Source organism: Flavobacterium panici (assembly GCF_024499525.1).
GTDB lineage: Bacteria > Bacteroidota > Bacteroidia > Flavobacteriales > Flavobacteriaceae > Flavobacterium > Flavobacterium panici.
Map to the genome: position 1 here is coordinate 2,306,824 of NZ_CP100437.1, position 21,121 is coordinate 2,327,944.

The 21,121-nt window shown below is 32.5% G+C and carries 12 protein-coding genes and 1 tRNA gene; 8 read left to right on the plus strand and 5 right to left on the minus strand.

Annotation, left to right across the window (positions count from 1 at the left end):
* Nucleotides 1-36 precede the first annotated feature (36 nt).
* Nucleotides 37-2,049 carry a M13 family metallopeptidase gene (locus NLJ00_RS10195; protein ID WP_256637100.1) on the plus strand — a complete coding sequence of 671 codons (2,013 nt, stop codon included), beginning with the start codon at nucleotides 37-39 and terminating at the stop codon, nucleotides 2,047-2,049.
* A gap of 44 nt (nucleotides 2,050-2,093) precedes the next feature.
* Nucleotides 2,094-2,552 (plus strand): RNA methyltransferase, encoded by a 459-nt coding sequence (locus NLJ00_RS10200; RefSeq protein WP_053470562.1) that lies wholly within the window; start codon nucleotides 2,094-2,096, stop codon nucleotides 2,550-2,552.
* Between the two features lie 97 nt (nucleotides 2,553-2,649).
* Here the strand turns inward: NLJ00_RS10200 and NLJ00_RS10205 are convergent, their stop codons facing one another.
* Nucleotides 2,650-3,057: an XRE family transcriptional regulator gene (locus NLJ00_RS10205; RefSeq protein ID WP_256637101.1), complete on the minus strand. Its 408-nt coding sequence runs from the start codon at nucleotides 3,055-3,057 to the stop codon at nucleotides 2,650-2,652.
* A gap of 442 nt (nucleotides 3,058-3,499) precedes the next feature.
* On the opposite strand from NLJ00_RS10205, the gene NLJ00_RS10210 reads away from it, so the two are divergent.
* The 3 genes from NLJ00_RS10210 to NLJ00_RS10220 all read left to right on the plus strand — a co-directional run bounded on the left by NLJ00_RS10210 (nucleotide 3,500) and on the right by NLJ00_RS10220 (nucleotide 9,555).
* Entirely contained in the window at nucleotides 3,500-3,685 is a 186-nt protein-coding gene (locus tag NLJ00_RS10210) for a class IIb bacteriocin, lactobin A/cerein 7B family (protein WP_053470560.1), read from the plus strand.
* A gap of 270 nt (nucleotides 3,686-3,955) precedes the next feature.
* Nucleotides 3,956-7,735, plus strand: coding sequence for a T9SS type A sorting domain-containing protein (locus tag NLJ00_RS10215; protein WP_256637102.1), 3,780 nt, complete (start codon nucleotides 3,956-3,958; stop codon nucleotides 7,733-7,735).
* Nucleotides 7,736-8,166: 431 nt separating this feature from the next.
* Nucleotides 8,167-9,555 carry a serine hydrolase gene (locus NLJ00_RS10220; protein ID WP_256637103.1) on the plus strand — a complete coding sequence of 463 codons (1,389 nt, stop codon included), beginning with the start codon at nucleotides 8,167-8,169 and terminating at the stop codon, nucleotides 9,553-9,555.
* 122 nt (nucleotides 9,556-9,677) lie between these two features.
* On the opposite strand, the gene NLJ00_RS10225 is transcribed toward NLJ00_RS10220, so the two are convergent.
* Nucleotides 9,678-9,750 (minus strand) — tRNA-Met (locus tag NLJ00_RS10225).
* A gap of 116 nt (nucleotides 9,751-9,866) precedes the next feature.
* Between NLJ00_RS10225 and era the strand changes: the two genes are divergently transcribed.
* A complete protein-coding gene (gene era / locus NLJ00_RS10230; RefSeq protein ID WP_256637104.1) occupies nucleotides 9,867-10,748 on the plus strand; it encodes a GTPase Era in 882 nt (293 codons plus the stop codon).
* Between the two features lie 333 nt (nucleotides 10,749-11,081).
* On the plus strand, nucleotides 11,082-12,389 hold the full coding sequence (der, locus tag NLJ00_RS10235; protein WP_053470548.1) for a ribosome biogenesis GTPase Der: 1,308 nt from the start codon (nucleotides 11,082-11,084) through the stop codon (nucleotides 12,387-12,389).
* Nucleotides 12,390-12,467: 78 nt separating this feature from the next.
* On the opposite strand, the gene NLJ00_RS10240 is transcribed toward der, so the two are convergent.
* Nucleotides 12,468-14,339 carry a transthyretin-like family protein gene (locus NLJ00_RS10240; RefSeq protein ID WP_256637105.1) on the minus strand — a complete coding sequence of 624 codons (1,872 nt, stop codon included), beginning with the start codon at nucleotides 14,337-14,339 and terminating at the stop codon, nucleotides 12,468-12,470.
* Between the two features lie 344 nt (nucleotides 14,340-14,683).
* Here NLJ00_RS10240 and NLJ00_RS10245 point away from each other — a divergent pair, with 344 nt between their 5' ends.
* A complete protein-coding gene (locus NLJ00_RS10245; RefSeq protein WP_256637106.1) occupies nucleotides 14,684-17,446 on the plus strand; it encodes an outer membrane beta-barrel protein in 2,763 nt (920 codons plus the stop codon).
* Nucleotides 17,447-17,732: 286 nt separating this feature from the next.
* Here the strand turns inward: NLJ00_RS10245 and NLJ00_RS10250 are convergent, their stop codons facing one another.
* Together NLJ00_RS10250 and NLJ00_RS10255 are read right to left on the minus strand one after the other, a co-directional pair.
* A complete protein-coding gene (locus tag NLJ00_RS10250) occupies nucleotides 17,733-18,275 on the minus strand; it encodes a hypothetical protein (RefSeq protein ID WP_256637107.1) in 543 nt (180 codons plus the stop codon).
* Nucleotides 18,276-18,496: 221 nt separating this feature from the next.
* Nucleotides 18,497-21,043, minus strand: a complete 2,547-nt coding sequence (locus NLJ00_RS10255) for a TonB-dependent receptor (RefSeq protein ID WP_053470542.1) — start codon at nucleotides 21,041-21,043, stop codon at nucleotides 18,497-18,499.
* Between the last annotated feature and the right edge of the window lie 78 nt (nucleotides 21,044-21,121).

A 21,121-nucleotide genomic window follows, 5' to 3' on the forward strand; every position in this document is an offset into this window, starting at 1 on the left:
CTTTTTCAGTTCATTTTAATAGAAATCATCTAGATTATGAAAAAAACATTAATGCTCTTTATTGCAATCTTAGCTTTTACAGCGTGTTCAAAACATCAAGAAAAGAAAAATGTTGCTATCACCGGAATAGATTCTACATTGCGGCCTGGTAATGACTTTTTTAAATATGTAAATGGCAAATGGTATGATTCTGTATCAATACCTGCATCTCAAGCCGGAGTTGGTGCTTACATGTTTATGAATTTTCCACAACGAATGCGCCTGCAGGGAATACTGGATAGTGTTTCGAAAAGCAAAAATGCAACAGGAAGTATAGCACAAAAGGTAGGAGACTTTTATGCATCTGGTATGGATACTTTAACCATTAACAAACGCGGTTATGAACCTGTCAAGCCTCTACTTGCAAAAATTGAAGCAATTAACGATTTGCCGTCATTAATGAACTTTGTAGTTAATGAAGTAAAAGTGGGCAATTCTTCTATTATAGGTTTTACAGTGACACCCGATGATAAAAATAGTAAAATGAACATTGCTCAACTTTATCAAACGGGTATTGGATTGCCAGACAGGGATTATTATTTCAAGTCAGATTCATCAACTGTTGCCATACAGGAATCATACAAAAAATACCTTACAGCCTTATTTCAACAAACAGGAAGCAATGCACAAGAAGCTAAAAAGAATGCTGATTTAGTTTATGATATTGATAAAAAACTTGCAGTTTCGCATAAAACAAAAGTTGAACTTAGAGATGTGCAGGCAAATTATAATAAAATGGCTGTGACAGATCTTGTAAAAAAACATCCCAACATAAACTGGACTGCTTTTTTAAATAATTTAGGTGCTAAAACCGATTCTATTAATGTAGGCCAGCCTGCTTATTATGATGTCCTAAATAAACTTTTAAAAACCATTCCCATTGATAATTGGAAAATTTATCTGAAAGCAAATTCTCTGGAAAGATATGCAGATGATTTAAGCAAACCTTTTGTAGATGCTTTATTTGAGTACACCAAAGTGCTTTCTGGTCAGGCTGTTCAAAAATCACGTGGTGAAAAAATGGCTAATGTTATTGACAATTATTTAGGCGAAGCGCTTGGTGAATTGTATGTGAAGAAATATTTTTCTGAAGATGCCAAAAAACGAATGTTGGTTCTCGTGAATAATTTGCAAAAAGCCTATGCCAAAAGAATTGATAAATTAGAATGGATGAGCCCTGCTACAAAACAAAAGGCTAAAGAAAAATTGTTTGCCATTACTAAAAAAATAGGATATCCAGATAAATGGAGAGACTATAGTAATGTACAAATAGGCAGGGATACTTATTTTGAAAATATGGTTTCGGCCTCTAAAGCTGCATATCAATTTCAATTGGCAAAATTGGGCAAACCAGTCGATAAGTCAGAATGGTATACTACAACTCCAACAGTTACAGCATATAATAATCCTACTGCAAATGAAATTGTTTTTCCTGCAGGTATTTTACAAGCCCCATATTTTGATAATAATGCAGATGACGCACTTAATTATGGAGGAATTGGAATGGTTATAGGTCATGAAATAACACATACTTTTGATGATCAGGGTGCTCAATATGATAAAAATGGAAACCTGAAAAACTGGTGGACAAAAGAGGATTATGCACAGTTTAAGTCAAGAATACAACAGGTTATTAATTTGTATAATACCTATACTGTTTTAGGAGATTTACACATTAATGGCGCAATGACAGTTGGCGAAAATACGGCAGATATTGCCGGAATAGCAGTTGCCTATGATGCTTTTAAAATGACCGAACAAGCAAAAGGAAACATAAAAATTGATGGTTTTACGCCAGACCAGCGCTTCTTTATTTCTATAGCTAAAATATGGAGAGTAAAAATGAAAGACGAATTCCTGCGTTTGTGGATTAACAATAACCCACATTCGCCGCCAAACTGGCGTGTTAATGGTCCTCTAATGAATACTACACCTTTTTACAACGCATTTAATGTAAAACCCGGAGATAAAATGTTTTTGGCAGAGAAAGACAGAATAACGATTTGGTAATAATCTCGTTTCTGGAAATATTTAAAGTTTGTACTTTTGCCATTATGAATGATAACTTTATAAATGAATACTTTGGCATAGGAATTCAAAATGGGAAAACACCTGAAAATTTGGGAGTTTTATGGCGATCGGCTCAAAATATGGGTGCTACTTTTATATTTACCATTGGTAATCGATATGCAAAACAAGCATGTGATACTCATGATGCAGTAAAAGCAATTCCTTATTTTCATTATGAAACTTTTGAGGCTTTCTTTGAAAATTTACCTAAAGGAGCCAGATTGGTTGGTGTAGAATTAGCAGAAAAATCTTCTGATTTAGAAACTTTTGAACATCCAAGAAGATGTGTCTATTTATTAGGAGCAGAAGATCATGGATTGTCTAAAAAAGCAATGGATAAATGTCATCATTTGGTAAAATTTAAATCAGAAAAAAGTCTAAACGTGGCCGTGGCAGGAACTATTATTATGTATGACAGAAATTTGTCAAAACCACGTTCTTAAAACAAAAAAGCTTCAGAGGAATCTGAAGCTTTTTTTATTTATTCTATGTGTGATACTAAACTCAAATTTTACTTGAATTAATATCTTTATAAAATGATTACTTATTAATTAGTTTTTCAAGCTTTGTCATCATTTCATCTTTTTCTTTAAGCATACGTTCGTATAACGCAATTTTTTCTTCGTGAAGTTTTAAAACCTCTTGGATAGGGTTAAATACTGGATGTAAATTAATTGCGGAAGCTCCATCTTTAAAATCTGAAAATGTATTTGAAATAATATTAATCGCCTGTTCTTCATCAAAATTCTGAAAAGCTTCAACAGGAATTTTTAAAACTGCCGAGATTTGTTTCAGCAGATTTTCTTCAATTACATCTTTCTGCTCCAGTAAAGAAATTTTCTTTTGGTTCCATTCTTCGCCCAAATCATAAGCCAATCCTTCCTGTTTTATGTTAAGCATTTCTCTGAAACGTTTTACGTTTCTTCCCTGATGTATTTTCTGTTCCATAATGAGTGTCAATTTTTCTAAAGGCTCAAAGACAAAGCCGTTTCAGATTAAAAATCCTGAGTTTCAAAGATAAAAAAATATCCCGTAAATATTTCTTTTGTCAGATATTATAACCAAATCTGTAATATTTTATTCATTTGAAAAGAATGTATTCTTAGAAGGTATTTTGATTTAAATAATTGAACAAAAGCTGCAAAATGAGGTAAGTCCGTAAAAAATCAATATTTAGATAAGATATATTCGTACAATGTAAGTTTCCCCTAAGAAATAACCATAACTGAATTAAAATATTTTCTAAATGATTTTTCAGAAGAAGAAGCATTTGAGAAGAGATTTAATTCAATTTATAAAATATAGAAAAAATTCTTGCGCGAGGATAGACAAAAATCCCAAGTGTCTTTAAATGATTGGGGTATTAACTAAATTTTTAAAACCTTAGATTATGTTAAAAAAAATTTTAAAATTAAACGGAGCTCAAGAATTATCTAAAGATGAGCTAAAAGCGGTAAATGGCGGAATAACAGAAATTTGCGTTAAAGGGATTGCAAGCGGACTGGCCATTTTAAAAACTGGACCATGTCCTCCAAATTATCCTCTAGAGGGTGGAGGATGCTGCTTCGCAGATTAATAATTAATTTGCAATAAAATATTGATTGTAAGACATGGAAAATTTAAGAGCTTAAGCTACCCCATACAAAGGCAGTTAAATATTCAAACAAAAAACTTAAACTAATGCTCTTACTTTGTTGATTGTATAATGATATACTATCTTCAATATTTATATTTTTTTAAGAAGAGAGGAATTTGTTTCCTCTCTTTTTATTTCTTTAACAGTTTACGTAAGATATTAGTTAATATTCTATACATTTGATGCATTAATTTAACAAAAATTTTGCCTATGAAACTAAAGCTACTCTTTATACTATTTTTGGCTAGCGTATCTTCCTTTGCCCAATACACCTTGATCCCCGATTTGTATTTTGAAGCAGAGCTAATCCGTCAGGGAATTGATTCCGGCGTACCGGATGGTAAAGTTTTGACTTCAAATATAAACACCCGGACTACTTTGAATGTTAGGGGAGTAAGTCTCATTACCGATTTAACCGGAATTCAGGATTTTACTGCTTTGAAATCTTTGCTTTGTGATACAAATCAATTAACGTCTTTAGATGTTTCTAAGAATACCGCTTTAACATACTTGAGTTTTGGAGACAATTACTTAACGACTATAGACGTTTCTAAGAATACTGCTTTAACAGAGTTACGTTGTTATCATAATCTATTAACAACTTTAGATGTTTCTAAGAATCCGGCTTTAACAATTTTACATTGTTATGAGAATCAATTAAAGGCTTTAGATGTTTCTAAGAATCCGGCTTTAACATACTTAGATTGTTCTGACAATGAATTAACGGGACTGAATTTGAAAAATGGAAATAATTCTAAATTATCGACAAATAGTTCCTTTAATGCTAATAATTTAAGTTGCATTCAGGTAGATAATGTGGCTTATGCTAATGCAAATTGGGCTTCAGCCAAAGATCCTCAGGCAAGTTATAGTTTAGATTGCTCAATTGTTGTTCAATACACTCTTACTCCTGATGTTAATTTCGAAAAAAAGTTAATTCAACTTGGTTATGATTTTGGAACTCCTGACGGAAAAGTTCCAACATCTAAGATTTCCGGAGTAACGACTTTAAATATTTCCGGTAGTTCTATTACTAATTTAACAGGAATTCAAGATTTTGCGGCTTTACAGCAATTAGATTGCAGCAATAATCAATTAACGGCTTTAGATTTTTCTAAGAATATTGCTTTAACAAATTTAAGTTGCAATTCTAATAAATTAACAACTTTAGATGTTTCTAAGAATGTTGCTCTAACCTATTTATATTGTTATTCTAATAAATTAACAACTTTAGATGTTTCAAATAATACTGCTCTAATATATTTATATTGTTATGAGAACCAATTAACGGCTTTAGATGTTTCTAAGAGTACTGCTTTAACAAATTTAAATTGTTATTCAAATCAATTAACAAGCTTAAATGTTTCTCAAAATGCTGCTTTGAAAGAATTACATTGTTATTCTAATAAATTAACAAGTTTCGATATTTCGAAGAGTATTGCTTTAACAAAATTATATTGTTATTCTAATCAATTAACAGCTTTAGATGTTTCTAAGAATACTGCTCTAATATATTTATATTGTAATGAGAATCAATTAACGGCTTTAGATACTTCTAAGAATACTGTTTTAAGATATATAGACTGTAGTTCAAATCAATTAACGAGTTTAAATTTGAAAAATGGAAACAATACTAATGTTAGTTCCTACAATTTTACAAACAACCCTAATTTAAGTTGTATTCAGGTAGATAATGATTATTATTCTAGTAACAGTTGGAAGTCATATAAAGACGCTACGGCAAGTTATAGTAAAGACTGCCTAGCTTCCACCCTTATTCCTGATGTGAATTTTGAAAAAAAGTTAATCTCTTTAGGAATTGATACCGGAACGGTTGATGGACAAGTGCCAACTTATAAAATAAACAGATTAACTTCTTTGGATATTTCTAATAGTTCTATTATTAATTTAACTGGTATTCAGGATTTTACGGAGTTAAATACATTGAATTGCAGCGGTAATCAGTTAACGGCATTAGATCTTTCTAAGAATAAGCTTGTAAATTCTTTAAACTGTAGTTCAAATCAATTAACCAGTTTAAATTTAAAGACTGGAACTAATACTTATTTAAGCATCAGAAACTTTAAAAACAACCCTGATTTAACTTGTATTCAGGTAGATAATGTTGCTTATTCTGCTGCTAACTGGGCTAGTTCAAAAGATCCTGTTGCAGGATTTAGTACAGATTGCTCAGCTGTTGTTCAATACACGCTTATTCCTGATGCGAATTTTGAAAAGAAACTAATCGCTCTTGGTATTGATACCGATGGTACAAACGGAAAAGTGTCAACAGCGAGTATTTCGTCATTGACTTCTTTGGATGTCACATATAGTAAAATTACTGATTTAACCGGAATTCAAGACTTTGCGGCTTTAAAGATTTTAAAATGTTTTGAGAATCAATTAACGAGTTTAGATGTTTCTAAAAATAATGTACTGGAAGAATTATATTGTTCCGAAAATCAATTAACGGCTTTAGATGTTTCTAAGAATGTTGCTCTAGAATCTTTATTTTGTGGAAAAAATCAATTAACAGCTTTAGATGTTTCTAACAATACAGCTTTACGAGCTATATCTTTTTATAATAGTCAACTAACAAATTTGGATGTTTCTAAAAATACTGATTTAAGATATTTGGATTGTAGTTCAAATTTATTATCTAATTTGGATGTTTCTAAGAATACAGTTTTATCAGCTTTTTATTGTTATTCAAATTCATTAACTAATTTGGATGTTTCTAAGAATCTTACTTTACTAGATTTGAGATGTGATACAAACCAATTAGCGAATTTAGATGTTTCCAACAATACTGCTTTAGATATTTTAAGTTGTGCTCAAAATCAATTAATTAATTTAAATGTTTCCAATAATAAAGCTTTGACATACTTAAATTGTAGTTATAACTTATTGACAAGTTTAAATTTAAAGAACGGAAATAATGTTAAAATGAGCGGTAATAACTTTACAAACAATCCTAATTTAAGTTGTATTCAGGTAGATAATGTTGCTTATTCTAATGCCAATTGGGCTGCAAAGAAAGATGCTACGGCAAGTTATTCTGATAATTGTTCTGGTGCTGTTGCAGTTAGTAGTGCGTTTGAAGACCAATTAATCGCTTTAGGAGTTGATACAGATGGCAAAAACGGTTCTGTTTTGCTGGCGAGTATAACAAATATAACTAGTTTAGATGTATCCAATTCTGATATTACCAGTTTGTCAGGAATCGAATATTTTTCAAAACTAGAAACCTTAAAATGTCAAGGAAATTTATTGACTTCAATAAATGTGTCTTCTAACTTGGCACTGAAATATTTAGATTGTTCAAAAAATCTACTATCGACTTTAGATGTTTCTAAAAACACCCAGCTTACAGAATTGTATTGTGATGGTATCGTAACAACTAGTAAAAAAATCAATGCCAAAACCAGCGCTGCTAATCAACTAACGGTCTTAGATGTTTCTAAAAATGTATTGTTGACTAAATTGAGTTGTTCTAACAATTTAATAGTAAGTTTAGACCTTTCTAAGAATACGCTGCTTACAGATGTAAATTGTTCAAATAATAAATTGACTTCTTTGAATTTAAATAATGGAAACAATAGCAAACTGGTCAACGTTAATTTCAAAACGAATGCTTCACAATCCTGTATTCAGGTAGATGATGTTGCTTATGCTAATGCCAATTGGTCAACAGCTAAAGATGCAACAGCAATTTATTCGAAAACAGCTTGTACTTTAGGGATCGAAGATCTGGTTTTTGAAAAACTCGCCGTTTACCCTAATCCTACCAAAGGAGAATTACACATTGATAACATTGTGTTAGAAAAAGCAAGCGTGTACGATGTATTAGGAAAGTTGGTGACAACTACGAAATTTACTAATGGTTCAAACACTAATAGCATCAATTTATCAGGATTCCCAAAAGGAATTTATTATGTGTATTTAGAAAGTGAAGGATCTACTATTGTTAGAAAAATAATAGTTAAGTAAATTAGAAAGCATATATAAGTTAAAAACCACATTTTCATTCGTTTGAAAATGTGGTTTTTTATTTTTCACTTATCAAGTTTATAAAACTTCCAGATTTCCCTGAAGCTTTTGGTCTTAGCAGCGGAAGCATTCAAATATCTAACTAGATTATCTTAAATTATTAAAATGTTTTAGCATGTGCATCTTAATTTTTCTCTACTTTTTGTTTGCATAGCCACTCATATAAGTGCCAAAAAGCATCAATCAAATTTAAAGCCGTTTTAACAGTTTGTAGTGTAAAAATTATATATTTGAAAATAAATCATGTGTGAAATTTATCACAGATATCTAACCAAATTTGAATGACTTTGTATGGTTTTGTCACAAATATAAATAAGTTGATGGCAATTTTGCGAGACATCTCATCTACATTAATTAACCAGAAATAAAAAATGAAATTAACAATTACAATCGGACTTCTTTTAATTGCACATCTTACATTTGGACAAGACAGAATTCAAAAAATTGACAGTTTACTCAATTCTCTTTATTCAAAAGAGAAAATCAATGGAAATTTTCTAATTGCAGAAAAAGGGAAAGTTATTTATAAACATAGTTTTGGACTTGCGAACGAAACAACAAAAGAAAAATTGAACGAAAATTCGATTTTTGAATTGGCATCTTGTTCAAAGCAGTTCACAGCTATGGGGATAATGATACTTAAAAAAGAAGGGAAGTTGAATTTGGACGATGACATCAACAAATATTTACCCGAACTTTCTTTTTATAAAGGTGTAACTATAAGAAACTTATTGAATCATACTGGAGGTCTGCCAGACTATATGCAGCTTATGGATAGTTTATTTGACAAATCTAAAATTGCCACTAACAAAGACGTAATTAATATATTTAGTAAACATCAACCAAAAATATTATTTGAGCCAAATACTAAATGGGAATATAGCAACACGGGTTATGTTCTATTGGCATCAATAATTGAGAAAGCATCGGGTATGACATACGCTGACTATTTAGAAACAGCTATTTTCCAACCGTTGAAAATGAAAAATACCTTTGTTTACAATCGTAGATTATCGCCAAAGAAAATTGACAATTATGCTTTTGGTTATGTTTACTCAGATAGTTTGAAAAAATATGTTTTACCAGACGAATTGGAAGAAACTAAAATGGTTATTTGGCTTGATGGTATTGTTGGAGACGGAACAGTTAATTCAACTGTAAAGGATTTATTGATTTGGGATAGAGCATTATATGACAATAAATTACTCACAAAAGAGGGAATGAAAACAGTTTTTGAATTAGCAACTTTGAAAGACGGAGCTAAAAGGAATTATGGTTTTGGTTGGGGAATTGAAGAAAATGCTGATTTTGGAAAAATTGCAAACCATGATGGGGGTTGGCCAGGTTATGTAACTTTTATCGATAGACATATTACAAATGATAAAACAATTATAATACTTCAAAATCACAGCAACGTTTCAATTCCTTCTAAAGCAATTAGAAATATTCTATATAATAAACCATTGCCTGTGCAAAAAATCAGAAAGGAAATTAGTATTACACCTGAAGAACTTCAAAAGTTTGTTGGGACTTATGAAGTTGAAAAAGATTTTGAAATCAAAATTTCATTAGATAAAGACCAACTATTTTCACAATTGACAGGACAAGATGCGTTCCGAATATTTGTAGAAAGTGAAATGTTATTTTTCTACAAAGTAGTAGATGCACAAATTCAGTTTGAAAAGAACGAAAAAGGAGAAATTTCAAATTTATTTTTATTACAGAATGGAAAAAAGATAGAAGCAAAACGGACGAAATAAAATTCGATCACTCCGATGTGTAGACAACGATAGCGCAGATTTTCAATCTGTGCCCATAAAGAGAATCAGGAAAAGGGTAAAAACAAAAAAAGCTTCAGATTTCTCCGAAGCTTTTCTTTTAGTAGCGGGAACAGGACTCGAACCTGTGACCTTCGGGTTATGAGCCCGACGAGCTGCCTACTGCTCTATCCCGCGATGTTTCGGGTGCAAAGATACGCCGATTTTTGAGAATTCCAACGAAAATTTTAAAAAATGTTTTATTTTCTGTATTAACTTGATATGACTACCTTTGCAAAATAAATAATACGCAAATGTCACATAAAGCAGGTTTTGTAAACATAATCGGGAATCCAAATGTTGGAAAATCGACACTAATGAATGCCTTTGTTGGAGAAAGATTATCCATCATAACATCAAAAGCACAAACAACACGTCATAGAATTCTAGGAATCGTAAATGGCGAAGATTTTCAAATGGTACTTTCAGATACTCCCGGAATTATAAAACCGGCTTATGAAATGCAGGAGTCGATGATGAACTTCGTAAAGTCGGCTTTTGAAGATGCTGATGTTTTAATTTACATGGTTGAAATAGGGGAGCAGAACTTAAAAGATGAAGATTTCTTTAATAAAATCTTTTATGCTAAAATCCCGGTTTTACTATTACTGAATAAAATCGACAACTCAAATCAGGAACAATTAGAAGAACAGGTTGGTTTTTGGAAAGAGAAACTGCCAAACGCAGAAATTTTCCCAATCTCGGCTTTACAGAATTTTAATGTTCCGGAAGTTTTTGGACGAATTATCGAATTGCTTCCAGAATCTCCACCTTATTATCCAAAAGATCAATTAACAGACAAACCGGAACGTTTCTTTGTAAACGAAACCATTCGTGAAAAAATCTTATTGAATTATAGTAAAGAAATTCCGTATGCCGTAGAAATTGTAACAGAAGAATTTCATGAAGACGAGAAAATTATTAGAATTCGTTCTGTAATTATGGTCGAACGCGATACACAAAAAGGAATCATCATTGGTCATAAAGGTGCAGCACTAAAGAAAGTTGGAATGGATGCTCGCGTTGATTTAGAGAAATTCTTCGGAAAACAAATTCACATTGAACTTTACGTAAAAGTGAACAAAGACTGGAGAAGTAATGCTAATATGCTGAAACGATTTGGTTATAATCAATAAAAGAGTTTACAGTCGCAGTATTCAGTCTCAGTTTTGAAAATGAAAATTTTATTGTAAACTGAAAACGGATACTGAAAACTGAAACCCTAGCCCTGATAGAAGTGGAAATCCTTTTGTGACGCTTCTTTAGCGGAACAAAAGATTGGAACGGATAGCAGGAAATAGCTCCCAAAAAGAATATAAAAACTTAGGTACTTAGAAACTTAGCGACTTAGTCACTTTTTTAACTACCTTTGCAAAAAATTTAAATAAGGCATTTAGGGTTATTAGTGATTGGGTTTTTAGGAAGCTAAAAGTCTGAAATCTAAAATCTAAAGTCTAAAATTCAAAAAAATGAATAACATTGTTGCGATAGTAGGAAGACCTAATGTAGGGAAATCAACCCTTTTTAATAGGCTGATACAAAGAAGAGAAGCTATTGTAGATTCAGTATCTGGGGTTACCCGTGATAGAAACTATGGTAAAAGCGAGTGGAACGGAAAAGAGTTTTCTGTAATTGATACGGGTGGATACGTTCGCGGATCTGATGACGTATTTGAAGGTGAAATCCGTAAACAAGTAGAACTTGCTATCGACGAAGCCGATGTTATTATTTTTGTTGTTGATGTAGAAGAAGGTATTACACCAATGGATGAAACAGTTGCAAAGTTGCTTCGTAAAGTAACAAAACCAGTTTTATTGGCTGTAAACAAAGTAGATAACGCAATGCGTGAAAAAGATGCGATTGAGTTTTATAATCTTGGTTTAGGAGATTATTTTACTTTCGCAAGTATTTCAGGAAGCGGAACAGGAGATTTATTAGATGCTTTAATTGATGCTTTTCCAGAAAAAGAACCTGTTGAGGTTACAGAAGAATTACCCCGTTTTGCAGTTGTAGGACGTCCTAATGCTGGAAAATCTAGTTTTATCAATGCCTTAATTGGTCAGGATCGTTATATTGTAACTGATATTGCAGGAACAACACGTGATGCAATTGATACAAAATTTGACCGTTTTGGTTTCGAATTTAACTTGGTTGATACTGCGGGAATTCGTCGTAAAGCAAAAGTTAAGGAAGATTTAGAGTTTTACTCTGTAATGCGTTCTGTAAGAGCAATTGAGCATGCTGACGTTTGTATATTAGTAATCGACGCAACTCGTGGTTTTGAAGGACAGGATCAAAGTATTTTTTGGCTGGCAGAGAAAAACCGTAAAGGTGTTGTAATCTTAGTAAACAAATGGGATTTAGTTGAAAAAGATACCATGTCAAGCCGCGATTACGAAGAGAAAATTCGTAAAGAATTAATGCCTTTTACTGATGTGCCAATTTTATTCGTTTCGGCTTTAACAAAACAACGTTTATTGAAAGCTTTAGAAGCTACAGTTCAGGTTTTTGAAAGCAGAAAACAAAGAATTGCAACTTCAAAATTCAACGAATATATGTTGAAAGTAATTGAAGCTTATCCGCCGCCGGCGACAAAAGGAAAATATGTAAAGATTAAATATTGCATGCAATTGCCAACGCAAACACCTCAATTTGTGTTTTTTGCCAATATGCCGCAATACGTTAAGGAACCATACAAAAGATATCTGGAAAATAAAATTCGTGATAACTGGGATTTTTCAGGAGTTCCAATCGATATTTATATCAGAGAGAAATAGATTTTCAAAAATCATTTTGTAAATCAAAAAAGCAGTATTTCAATTCGAAATACTGCTTTTTTGATTTACAAAATGATTTTAAACATCATAAAAGAATAATTGTTCCAATGGTGTTCCGCCATCAGAATCGCCATAATCACCATTATGTTTTCTAGTTGATGAATACAGTTTTAATGTATACGTACAACGCGTCATATCTGCAGGAGGATTGTTCAATTGCGAACTATTGTTGGTTCTTTCATCAACAGCCGGAAGCGCATTGATTACGCCATCCAGAATATCTCTTTCAACCGTATGACTATTGTTGTTTAAATGAAGACTACAGCCAGCCAAATACGGATGATAAACCGTATATCGTCCATGAATTGTGCCACTTATAGGGCTGCAAAGACTGCTTTCATCTAATTCTTTTATAGATAATTTTCTATAAATAGGATTATTATTCATCAAGACAGAATTCAATGTTTTTCCGTTTCCGCCAATAACACCAAAATTATTAGAAGGCTTGTCGATCACTTCTCTAATTTCAAATCTAATAGCAAATTTTTCTAGCGGAATTTTACTTCCCGCAGGAATATTTTGTCCAGCATTAATACTGTTTGCCGGAATACTCGGAGCTGTTGTAAGTGCTGTAGTATTTAGCGAAATCAGCGTATCTTCTTCAATAATATTATAAAGCGCTAAATCGGCAGGAGTTAATCCCACGGCAATTAAAGTTCTTTCAATAGCATGATTAACATCAAACCAGCCTTCGGCATCAAAATCACTTTGGTCACTCCAAACAAAAATATCGTTAAGAATAAAAGAAAAAACTTTACGGGTTAGTTTAGAAACTATGCTTGAAGTAAATAATCCGGGAGTTACACCAACAATTTTGGTAAAATTAGACTCTGGTAAACTAACCGTATTATTTGGTGCCGTTGTATCGCTTACTCTAAAACGATATTCGATTGGGTTTCCTGAGCCTGATCTCAGCGCAGCTTGTCCCGTTAATCGTATAACAGAGTATAAAACGTTTTTACCAGATCCGGCAAAACCATCAGCATCAAAATCATAAGAGCTTGATCCGTATGAAGAACTAAAAGCAGCTCCAATTCCTGTCCACGCACTAGGGAAATTTGGATCATTTGGATCTACAACATTTACATCAGAACATAAATTTACACATAAACAAAAACCAACATTTTTGCGTGCGTCTGCTTTGGTTTCGTTAATTAATTTTGTACCGCCTAATTCCGCTTTAAAATAAACATCTGGCCCGCTCTGGAAAGAAAGAAAACTTGGATCAGTTTCTATGTTAATCCAAGGCGATAAAAATGTCTTTTTAAAATCGGCCGAAGTATAATCAATTCTAAAATGCCCGTTTGAATCTGTTGTTGCTGTTCCTAAATTATCATCGGTAAAAAAATCAGCATCCATTGCCGTAACTTTTGCATTAGCAATTGGTTTATTAGTCTGACAGTTCATTAAATGTCCGCAGATAACCCACGCATCAAAAAAATGTCCGCGAATATAGCACCACCATTTATAAGCAATAGCATATTCCCATCTGTATTTTTCATCTTTTGCTTGTTTTTCAAGCTCTAAACGCATTGAGAAAGTTGTAATATGCAGCTGTACTATTTCATCTCTTTTTGGTTTTGGATGTTTTGGCGGCACAGTCCCGCACACAAAATCAATATCGAAGCTTGCATCAAGATGGTTTTCACTAATTTCAATTTGAAAATTACCTTCTGCATCTGTTTTTGCTTTATACACAAGTAATTCTGATCTTTGTTTCGCTTCCTCTTTTGAAACAAAACGAAATGTTTCTTTTACATTTGAGGCCGCATTGGCAGTAGAATTAGCATTTCTGTATGGATGATAAATTAAAATTTCTACTTCAGATACGGCTTCAAGACAATCTTCACATACATATCCTCTTAAGGAACCTTTAAAAATATTTCTCATGGTAATTGGTTTTTAAGTTGCCTACTCTTATCAGTTTTCGACTTTTCTGTCATACTCTATTTTAGGATTTTCTGAATTCTCCTTTTGGTTGTTGCTGCAAAGTTTTTGTATTTTGATGAAATAGGAGTTAGGCTAATTACTGTTTTTAAAAGGGCAGTTTTACCCTTTTTTAAAGGGTTTAAATTTTTGAAAATCAGTAAATTATGTTTTTAAATAACAAGTTGTGAATATTTTTTGTTATCTTAATGAAGGCTAAAATGGCATACTATTTGAATAAATGTAAAAACTACAATTAAACCTTTTTGGTTTTTTGCAGTCTAAACATCTAACTAACCAAATTTTTTATGACTAAGATTTATTCATTTCTTTCGTTTTTCTTCCTTTTTGTCTTTACAGCCCATTCGCAGAATGATATTACTATTAGAGGGGCAATTTTAGATGTCAATACTCAATTGCCGCTGGAAATGGCAACCGTTTATTTTACCACAATTAAAGATTCTACTGTTATTGAATATGCCACCACAGATAAAAATGGTGCTTTTAGAATGGATATTAAAAAATATGACAAACCTGTATTTTTGAAGGTAAGTTATATGGGATATCAAACCTATTTTGAAGAATATAAAGGACTTACAGAAAGCAAAGATTTCGGTAAAATATACATGCTTGAAAATGTAAACGCCTTAAATGATATTGTTATTAAAACAGAAGCAGCGCCCATAACAATCAAAAAAGATACTTTAGAATTTAATGCGGCGTCATATAAAGTCCGTCCGGATTCTAATGTCGAAACTTTACTAAAGCAATTGCCCGGATTTGATGTCGATAATGATGGAAAAATTACTGTAAATGGGCGAGAGGTTAACCAGGTTTTAGTAAACGGAAAGACCTTTTTTGATAAAGATGGAGCCATTGCTATTAAAAATTTACCGGCAGATATTATAAAAAAGATTCAGGTTTCTGATTTTAAAACCAAGAAAGAAGAGCTGGCAAAACAAGAATCTACTTCAGATTTTTCGAGTATTAATATTACTATTGATGAAAAGAAAAACAAAGGATATTTTGGAAAAATAATGGGAGGTTACGGTACAGATGATCGTTATGAAGCCAATGTCAACCTGAATTATTTTAATAATAAACAAAAAATAAGCTTGCTGGCTTCTTCCAATAATATCAACGCAACCGGATTTTCTATGGATGATGTTTTTGATAATATGTCGGGCGGGAGAAACAGCAGCGGAAGAGGTGGAAGTACTAATTCTGGCGGAAGTGGGAAGGGAATTACACAGTCAAATTTAGTGGGACTTAATTATTCTGATGACTGGACGAAAAATCTGCTGGCAATGGGAAGCTATAATTTTTCGAATACCATTAATAATAACGACAGCAAATCAAACCAGCTTAGTTTTTTGCCAACCGGAAATATTATTACAGAAGCCGAGTCTAAAACAAGAAACGAAAGTACCGGGAATAATGTCAATTTTGAATTAGAATATAAAATTAATCCAAGTATGCGAATTGTGGTGGCACCGAAGCTGAATCAATCGCGCACAAACAGTAATTCGACTTCATCAAGTTCTTCTGAAGATGAAAACGGAAATGCATTAAACGAAAGCAATTCTAAGTCATATTCTGAAAGTGATAACTTTAATTTTGGTAACACAATCAATTTTAATAAAACTTTTGAAAAGAAATCCCGAAATCTAAGTTTTGTATTTACTAATAATAATACAAGTACGGATTCTAATGGTTTGAATCTTTCTGAAACAATTTTCTATCAGGACAATCAGCCAAATGATGAAAGAAATCAGACTACAAAAAAGAAAAACAGCAGTGATGCTTATTCTGCAGATATCGAGTATACAGAACCCATAACCGATTCTTTAAGAGTGAGATTTGGATCTGATTTTGATTGGAATACTAGCGTAAATGATGAAAAGACTTTTAATTTCAATCCTGATACACAAGAATATAGTGACTTGAATTTGTCTTTGAGTAATTATACAAGTTCTGTACAAAATTCAGTTACGCCAAAAGTTGGAATTACGCTGCAAAAAAACAAGTTTACATTAAATCTTGACAGCCGAACTTCAATCGTAAATTTTGATAATCATTCGTTGTATTTAAATAATGCGACAGATTTAAATAAAAAATATGCATTGCCATTTGCGACAGCCATTTTTAGATACAAGTTTACGCGTTCTAAAAATTTATCCCTTAAATATGATTATTCAAACGCGCTGCCGTCTGCAACGCAGTTAATGCCCGTGGTGAATCTTAACAATCCGCTGAATACAATTGTGGGAAATCCTAATTTGCATCCGGTTGAAAAAAGCAGTGTAAACTTCAATTTCAAAAATTACGATTTCCGTTCACGTTCCGGTTATAGTTTATATTTAAAAGGAGATTATTATGATAATGATATCGTGTCGACTTCTATTTATGACGAAAGTGGAAAAAGAAATACAACGTATGTAAATATTTCCGGCGTTTACAATGCCTCTATTGGAGCAAACTGGAATCAGTCCGTAAAAAGCGGAGCGCATACTTTAAGATACGGTTTAGGATTAAACGCAGGTTATTCTTTTGACAAAGGATTTACAAATGCTGTTTTATACAATGCAAAATCAACTTCGATTACTCCAAAAGTTTATATGTCATACGATTATGGAGAAATATTGACTATTGCGCCATCTTATAATTTATCATACAATCAGTCGAAATATGAAAATTATTCAAGAGATGCGACCTCAAATGTGGTTCACCGAATCAATTTGCAAACGACAACCTACTGGCCGGAGAATTTAATCTTCGGAAATGATTTTGGATATACTTATAATTCGAATATTTCTGGTGATTTCAAAAAAGATTTTTATCTATGGAACACTAGTTTATCTTACGGATTCTTTGATAAAAAACTGTATGCAAAAGTAAAAGTGTATGATGTTTTAAATCAAAATTTAAGTGCTACACGAACCATTTCTGCAACCGCAATTCGCGATGAAGAAAATACTGTTTTAAGACGTTATGTAATGTTTTCCCTGGCTTATAAAATCGGAAACTTTACAGGATCTGAAAAAGGAGGAAAGAGAAGACAGAGAGAGTAGGTTTTTTTGAGGTTCAGAGGCTCAAATAGACAAAGGTTCAAAGGAACATAGAATAGAAAAAATCCTAAATCAAATTTATTTGATTTAGGATTTTTTCGTAAAATCTAAAATCTAAAATCTAAAATCTAAAATCTAAAATCTAAAATCTAAAATCTAAAATCTAAAATCTAAAATCTAAAATCTAAAATCTAAAATCTAAAATCTAAAATCTAAAATCTAAAATCTAAAATCTAAAATCTAAAATCTAAAATCTAAAATCTAAAATCTAAAATCTAAAATCTAAAATCTAAATCGTAGAACAATATTTGGAGTCGAAAACGATGACTTTACTATTTAAGTTTAAAAAAGATTCCAGCTGCGGTATGATTTCCATTTCTAAAAAACGGACTTCGGGATTGGATTTATTTTCGTTTTTGATGCGGGCTGTTAATTTGATCTTTTTAATTTTAGTACTGTCCTTAGAAGTAAGAACATAATGATAACTCATTGCTCCGGACTTTGAAATGATATCTATGACATTGTTTAATGAAGCAATTTTCTTTTTACCCCGCAGCGTAATTTTGTACAAAGCGTTTTCGGTTTTATCAAAAATAAATGTCTTTTTATTTTTAATCATGAATTTATAAATGCCATTAAAAATTAAAACAGCACTTATAAAAATAGAGATAATAAATCCGATTTTGAAATCACTTAAGTGTGATAAAACAAATCCGGAAGCCAAAACTAAAATTCCTGATATACATTTTAAAATGATATTTGATTTTACATACCAATAAGGACTATATGACATTTGACTCGATGAAACTGTGAAATTATAGTAATTCTGCATTTAGTATTCTCTTTATATTGCTGATTATCTTTTAGCTAGAAGAAAAATCATTGCTACGAAATACTAAATTCATTGTTTGAGGCTAAAAAGGAAGCCTTTGTAAGTTTTTAAAATAATAATTTAAGGTAATTTATACTTTGAAGAACATTTTGCCAAAAAAAAACGAGATACGTTTTACCGTATCCCGTTAATTAGTTTTTAGTTTTAATTTTTATTTATTCTTACAAGTTGTATTTCAATGTGATTCCGTAAGTTCTTTGATCACCTAATACACCAGCATATTGTCCTGCGTTACCTCCTGCAGGCAATAACTGCTCATAATAATCTTTATTTAAAAGGTTACGTCCCCAAAAGTGAACAGATAAACCTTGAGATGCACGGAAACCTAAACGAGCATTAAAAATCGCATAACCCGGAACAACTAAATATTTTGAAGCCGAAGGGCTTGAAGAAAATTCAGAACGAGCGTAAGAATCAATAGCAAGGAAAACTTTTCCTGCGTTTCCAAAGAATCTTGCACTATCAGAAAGTTCACCGCCTAAAGATCCTGCCCATCTTGAAGCACCCGGAAGATTAGTTCCTGAAACATCTTTGAAAGATACCGGAGCTCCGGTTTCTTCTAACGGAAGCGGCGCATTAGTAAATTTTTCATAAATCGCATCTGTATAAGTTGCAGCACCATTTATAGTTAAATGAGAACTTACTACAAAACTTGCATCTAATTCAACACCTTGTACACGCACTTTATCTGCATTAGCAAGATAACCACGGTTTACACCCAGTTCAGCAGCCTGAACGTTAGTTTGAAAATCTTTAATGTCTGTTTTAAAGGCAGCAATATTGAAGATTGAATTTTTGAAAGGAGAAGTTTTTACCCCAACTTCATAATGATATACTTTTTCAGGTCTAATAACCGCAAGATCTAATAAAGGAGCACCTTTAGAATCTGTTGGAAGTCCCGCAACGTTTACACCAACCGGTTTGTAGCTTTTTGCAAAAGTTCCGTAAGCATTGATTCTGTCATTTGCTTTAAAAGTAACCGTTATGTTTCCAGAAAAGTCAGTGTTATCAGTACTTGAATCAAATGCCTGATCAGAATAAACTAATTTTTTCAAGGCTAACAATGCCGGATCAGTAGTTTGTAAACCTCCGTATGTTGTACGAGCGTAGTGCGCGTCTTTTTTATCAAAGTTATATCTTAAACCTGGTAAAACGTGTAACCAATCTGTAATTGCCCAGTCAATTTGTCCAAATACTGCAGCACTTGAAGCTCTGATTCTTGCATCAGTTTTAATTCCGTATCCTTCAAAAAGGCCCGGAGTTTTCCATAATGCACTGGTAGTACTTTGAGAGAATCTCCATTGTGCGTTTCCAGATTCTTCTGTTCCATCAGTTTGAGATGTTTGATCGATGAAGAATACTCCGGCAACACCGCTAATTTTTGATGTTAACTGCCCTGCGTAACGAACCTCTTGTGTAATTTGAGTTTGTCTTGTTGGGTTTTGAGATTTAGCCAATACTTGTAATCCTGTAAAATCCCTGTCATTTGATGGATCCCAGTTCCAAAAACGCCATGCAGTTGTAGAAGTAAGAGTTCCGCCTCCAATTTTTGTATCAACATTTAAAGATAAACCTCCCATATCCTGATTTGAACGCCACGGTGTATCCTGATCAATTCTACGATCAAATGCATTTTGGCTTGGAAGCTGATAATTTAAATCTTTAATAATAGCATCAAACTGACGGTAAGCAGCTCTTTGAGTTGGAGCAACACCAGCAACAACCTGTGCATATCCATCAGGACGCTGCGTTGTAATATCAGCAGCAAATATAACGTTAGTATTTACAGTTGGAGTCCAAAGTAACTGACCTCTAATACCTTGATTGTTTAATGTATTGGTAGATCTTCCGGTTGCAACATTATCAACTAAACCATCACGTGATGTACCTGAGAAAGATAATCTACCTGCAACTTTGCTTCCTAAAGCACCCGTAACAGAAGCTTTTGCCTGCAGGAAAGAATAATTTCCGTAGCTCACTTCAAAGTCAGCGCCTGAAGTAAAACTTGGTTTGCGAGTTGTAATATTGAATGCTCCGGAAGTTGTATTTTTTCCGAATAAAGAACCTTGTGGCCCACGTAAAACCTCAATTTGTTCTACGTCGATAAAGTCAAGAGTTGTCGCAGCCGGACGAGCATAATAAACACCGTCAACATAAAATCCAACTCCCGGATCGATACCGTCATTTGTTAATCCGAATGGAGAACCTAAACTTCTAATGTTGATTCCAGTATTTCTTGGGTTTGAAGAATAAAGCTGAACTGAAGGAACTAATTCCTTAATACGGTTTACGTTAAAAGCTCCCGTTTGTTCTGCTTGTTTTCCTGTAATAACAGAAATGGCAATTGGCACATCCTGAACTTTTTCAATTCTTCTTCTTGAAGAAACGACAACTTCAATAAGTTCGTTTTCTTCTTTAAGCAAAACCTGAATTGGATTTACAGGGATTGAAGTAACTTCAATTTCAGATGTTGTATAACCTACATACTGAATTAAAAGTGTTAATGGCAATCTTCCTTTTGAATCGATTGTAAATTTACCGCTGTTATCTGTAACGGCACTTGTTGTAGTTCCTTTAATTACCACGTTTACGGCTTCTAAAGGGATATTTTCGCTTGTTGTAACAACACCTTCAATGTTTTGTGCAAATGAAATAGAGAAGGTTAAAAAGAATAAAATTGTAAGTATATTTTTAGTAGAATTTTTCATGTTTTATAGTAAGTATATATGATTAGTAGAATTTAAAATAAAATTTTTTTAAATCAACAGCACATACATATCATAGAT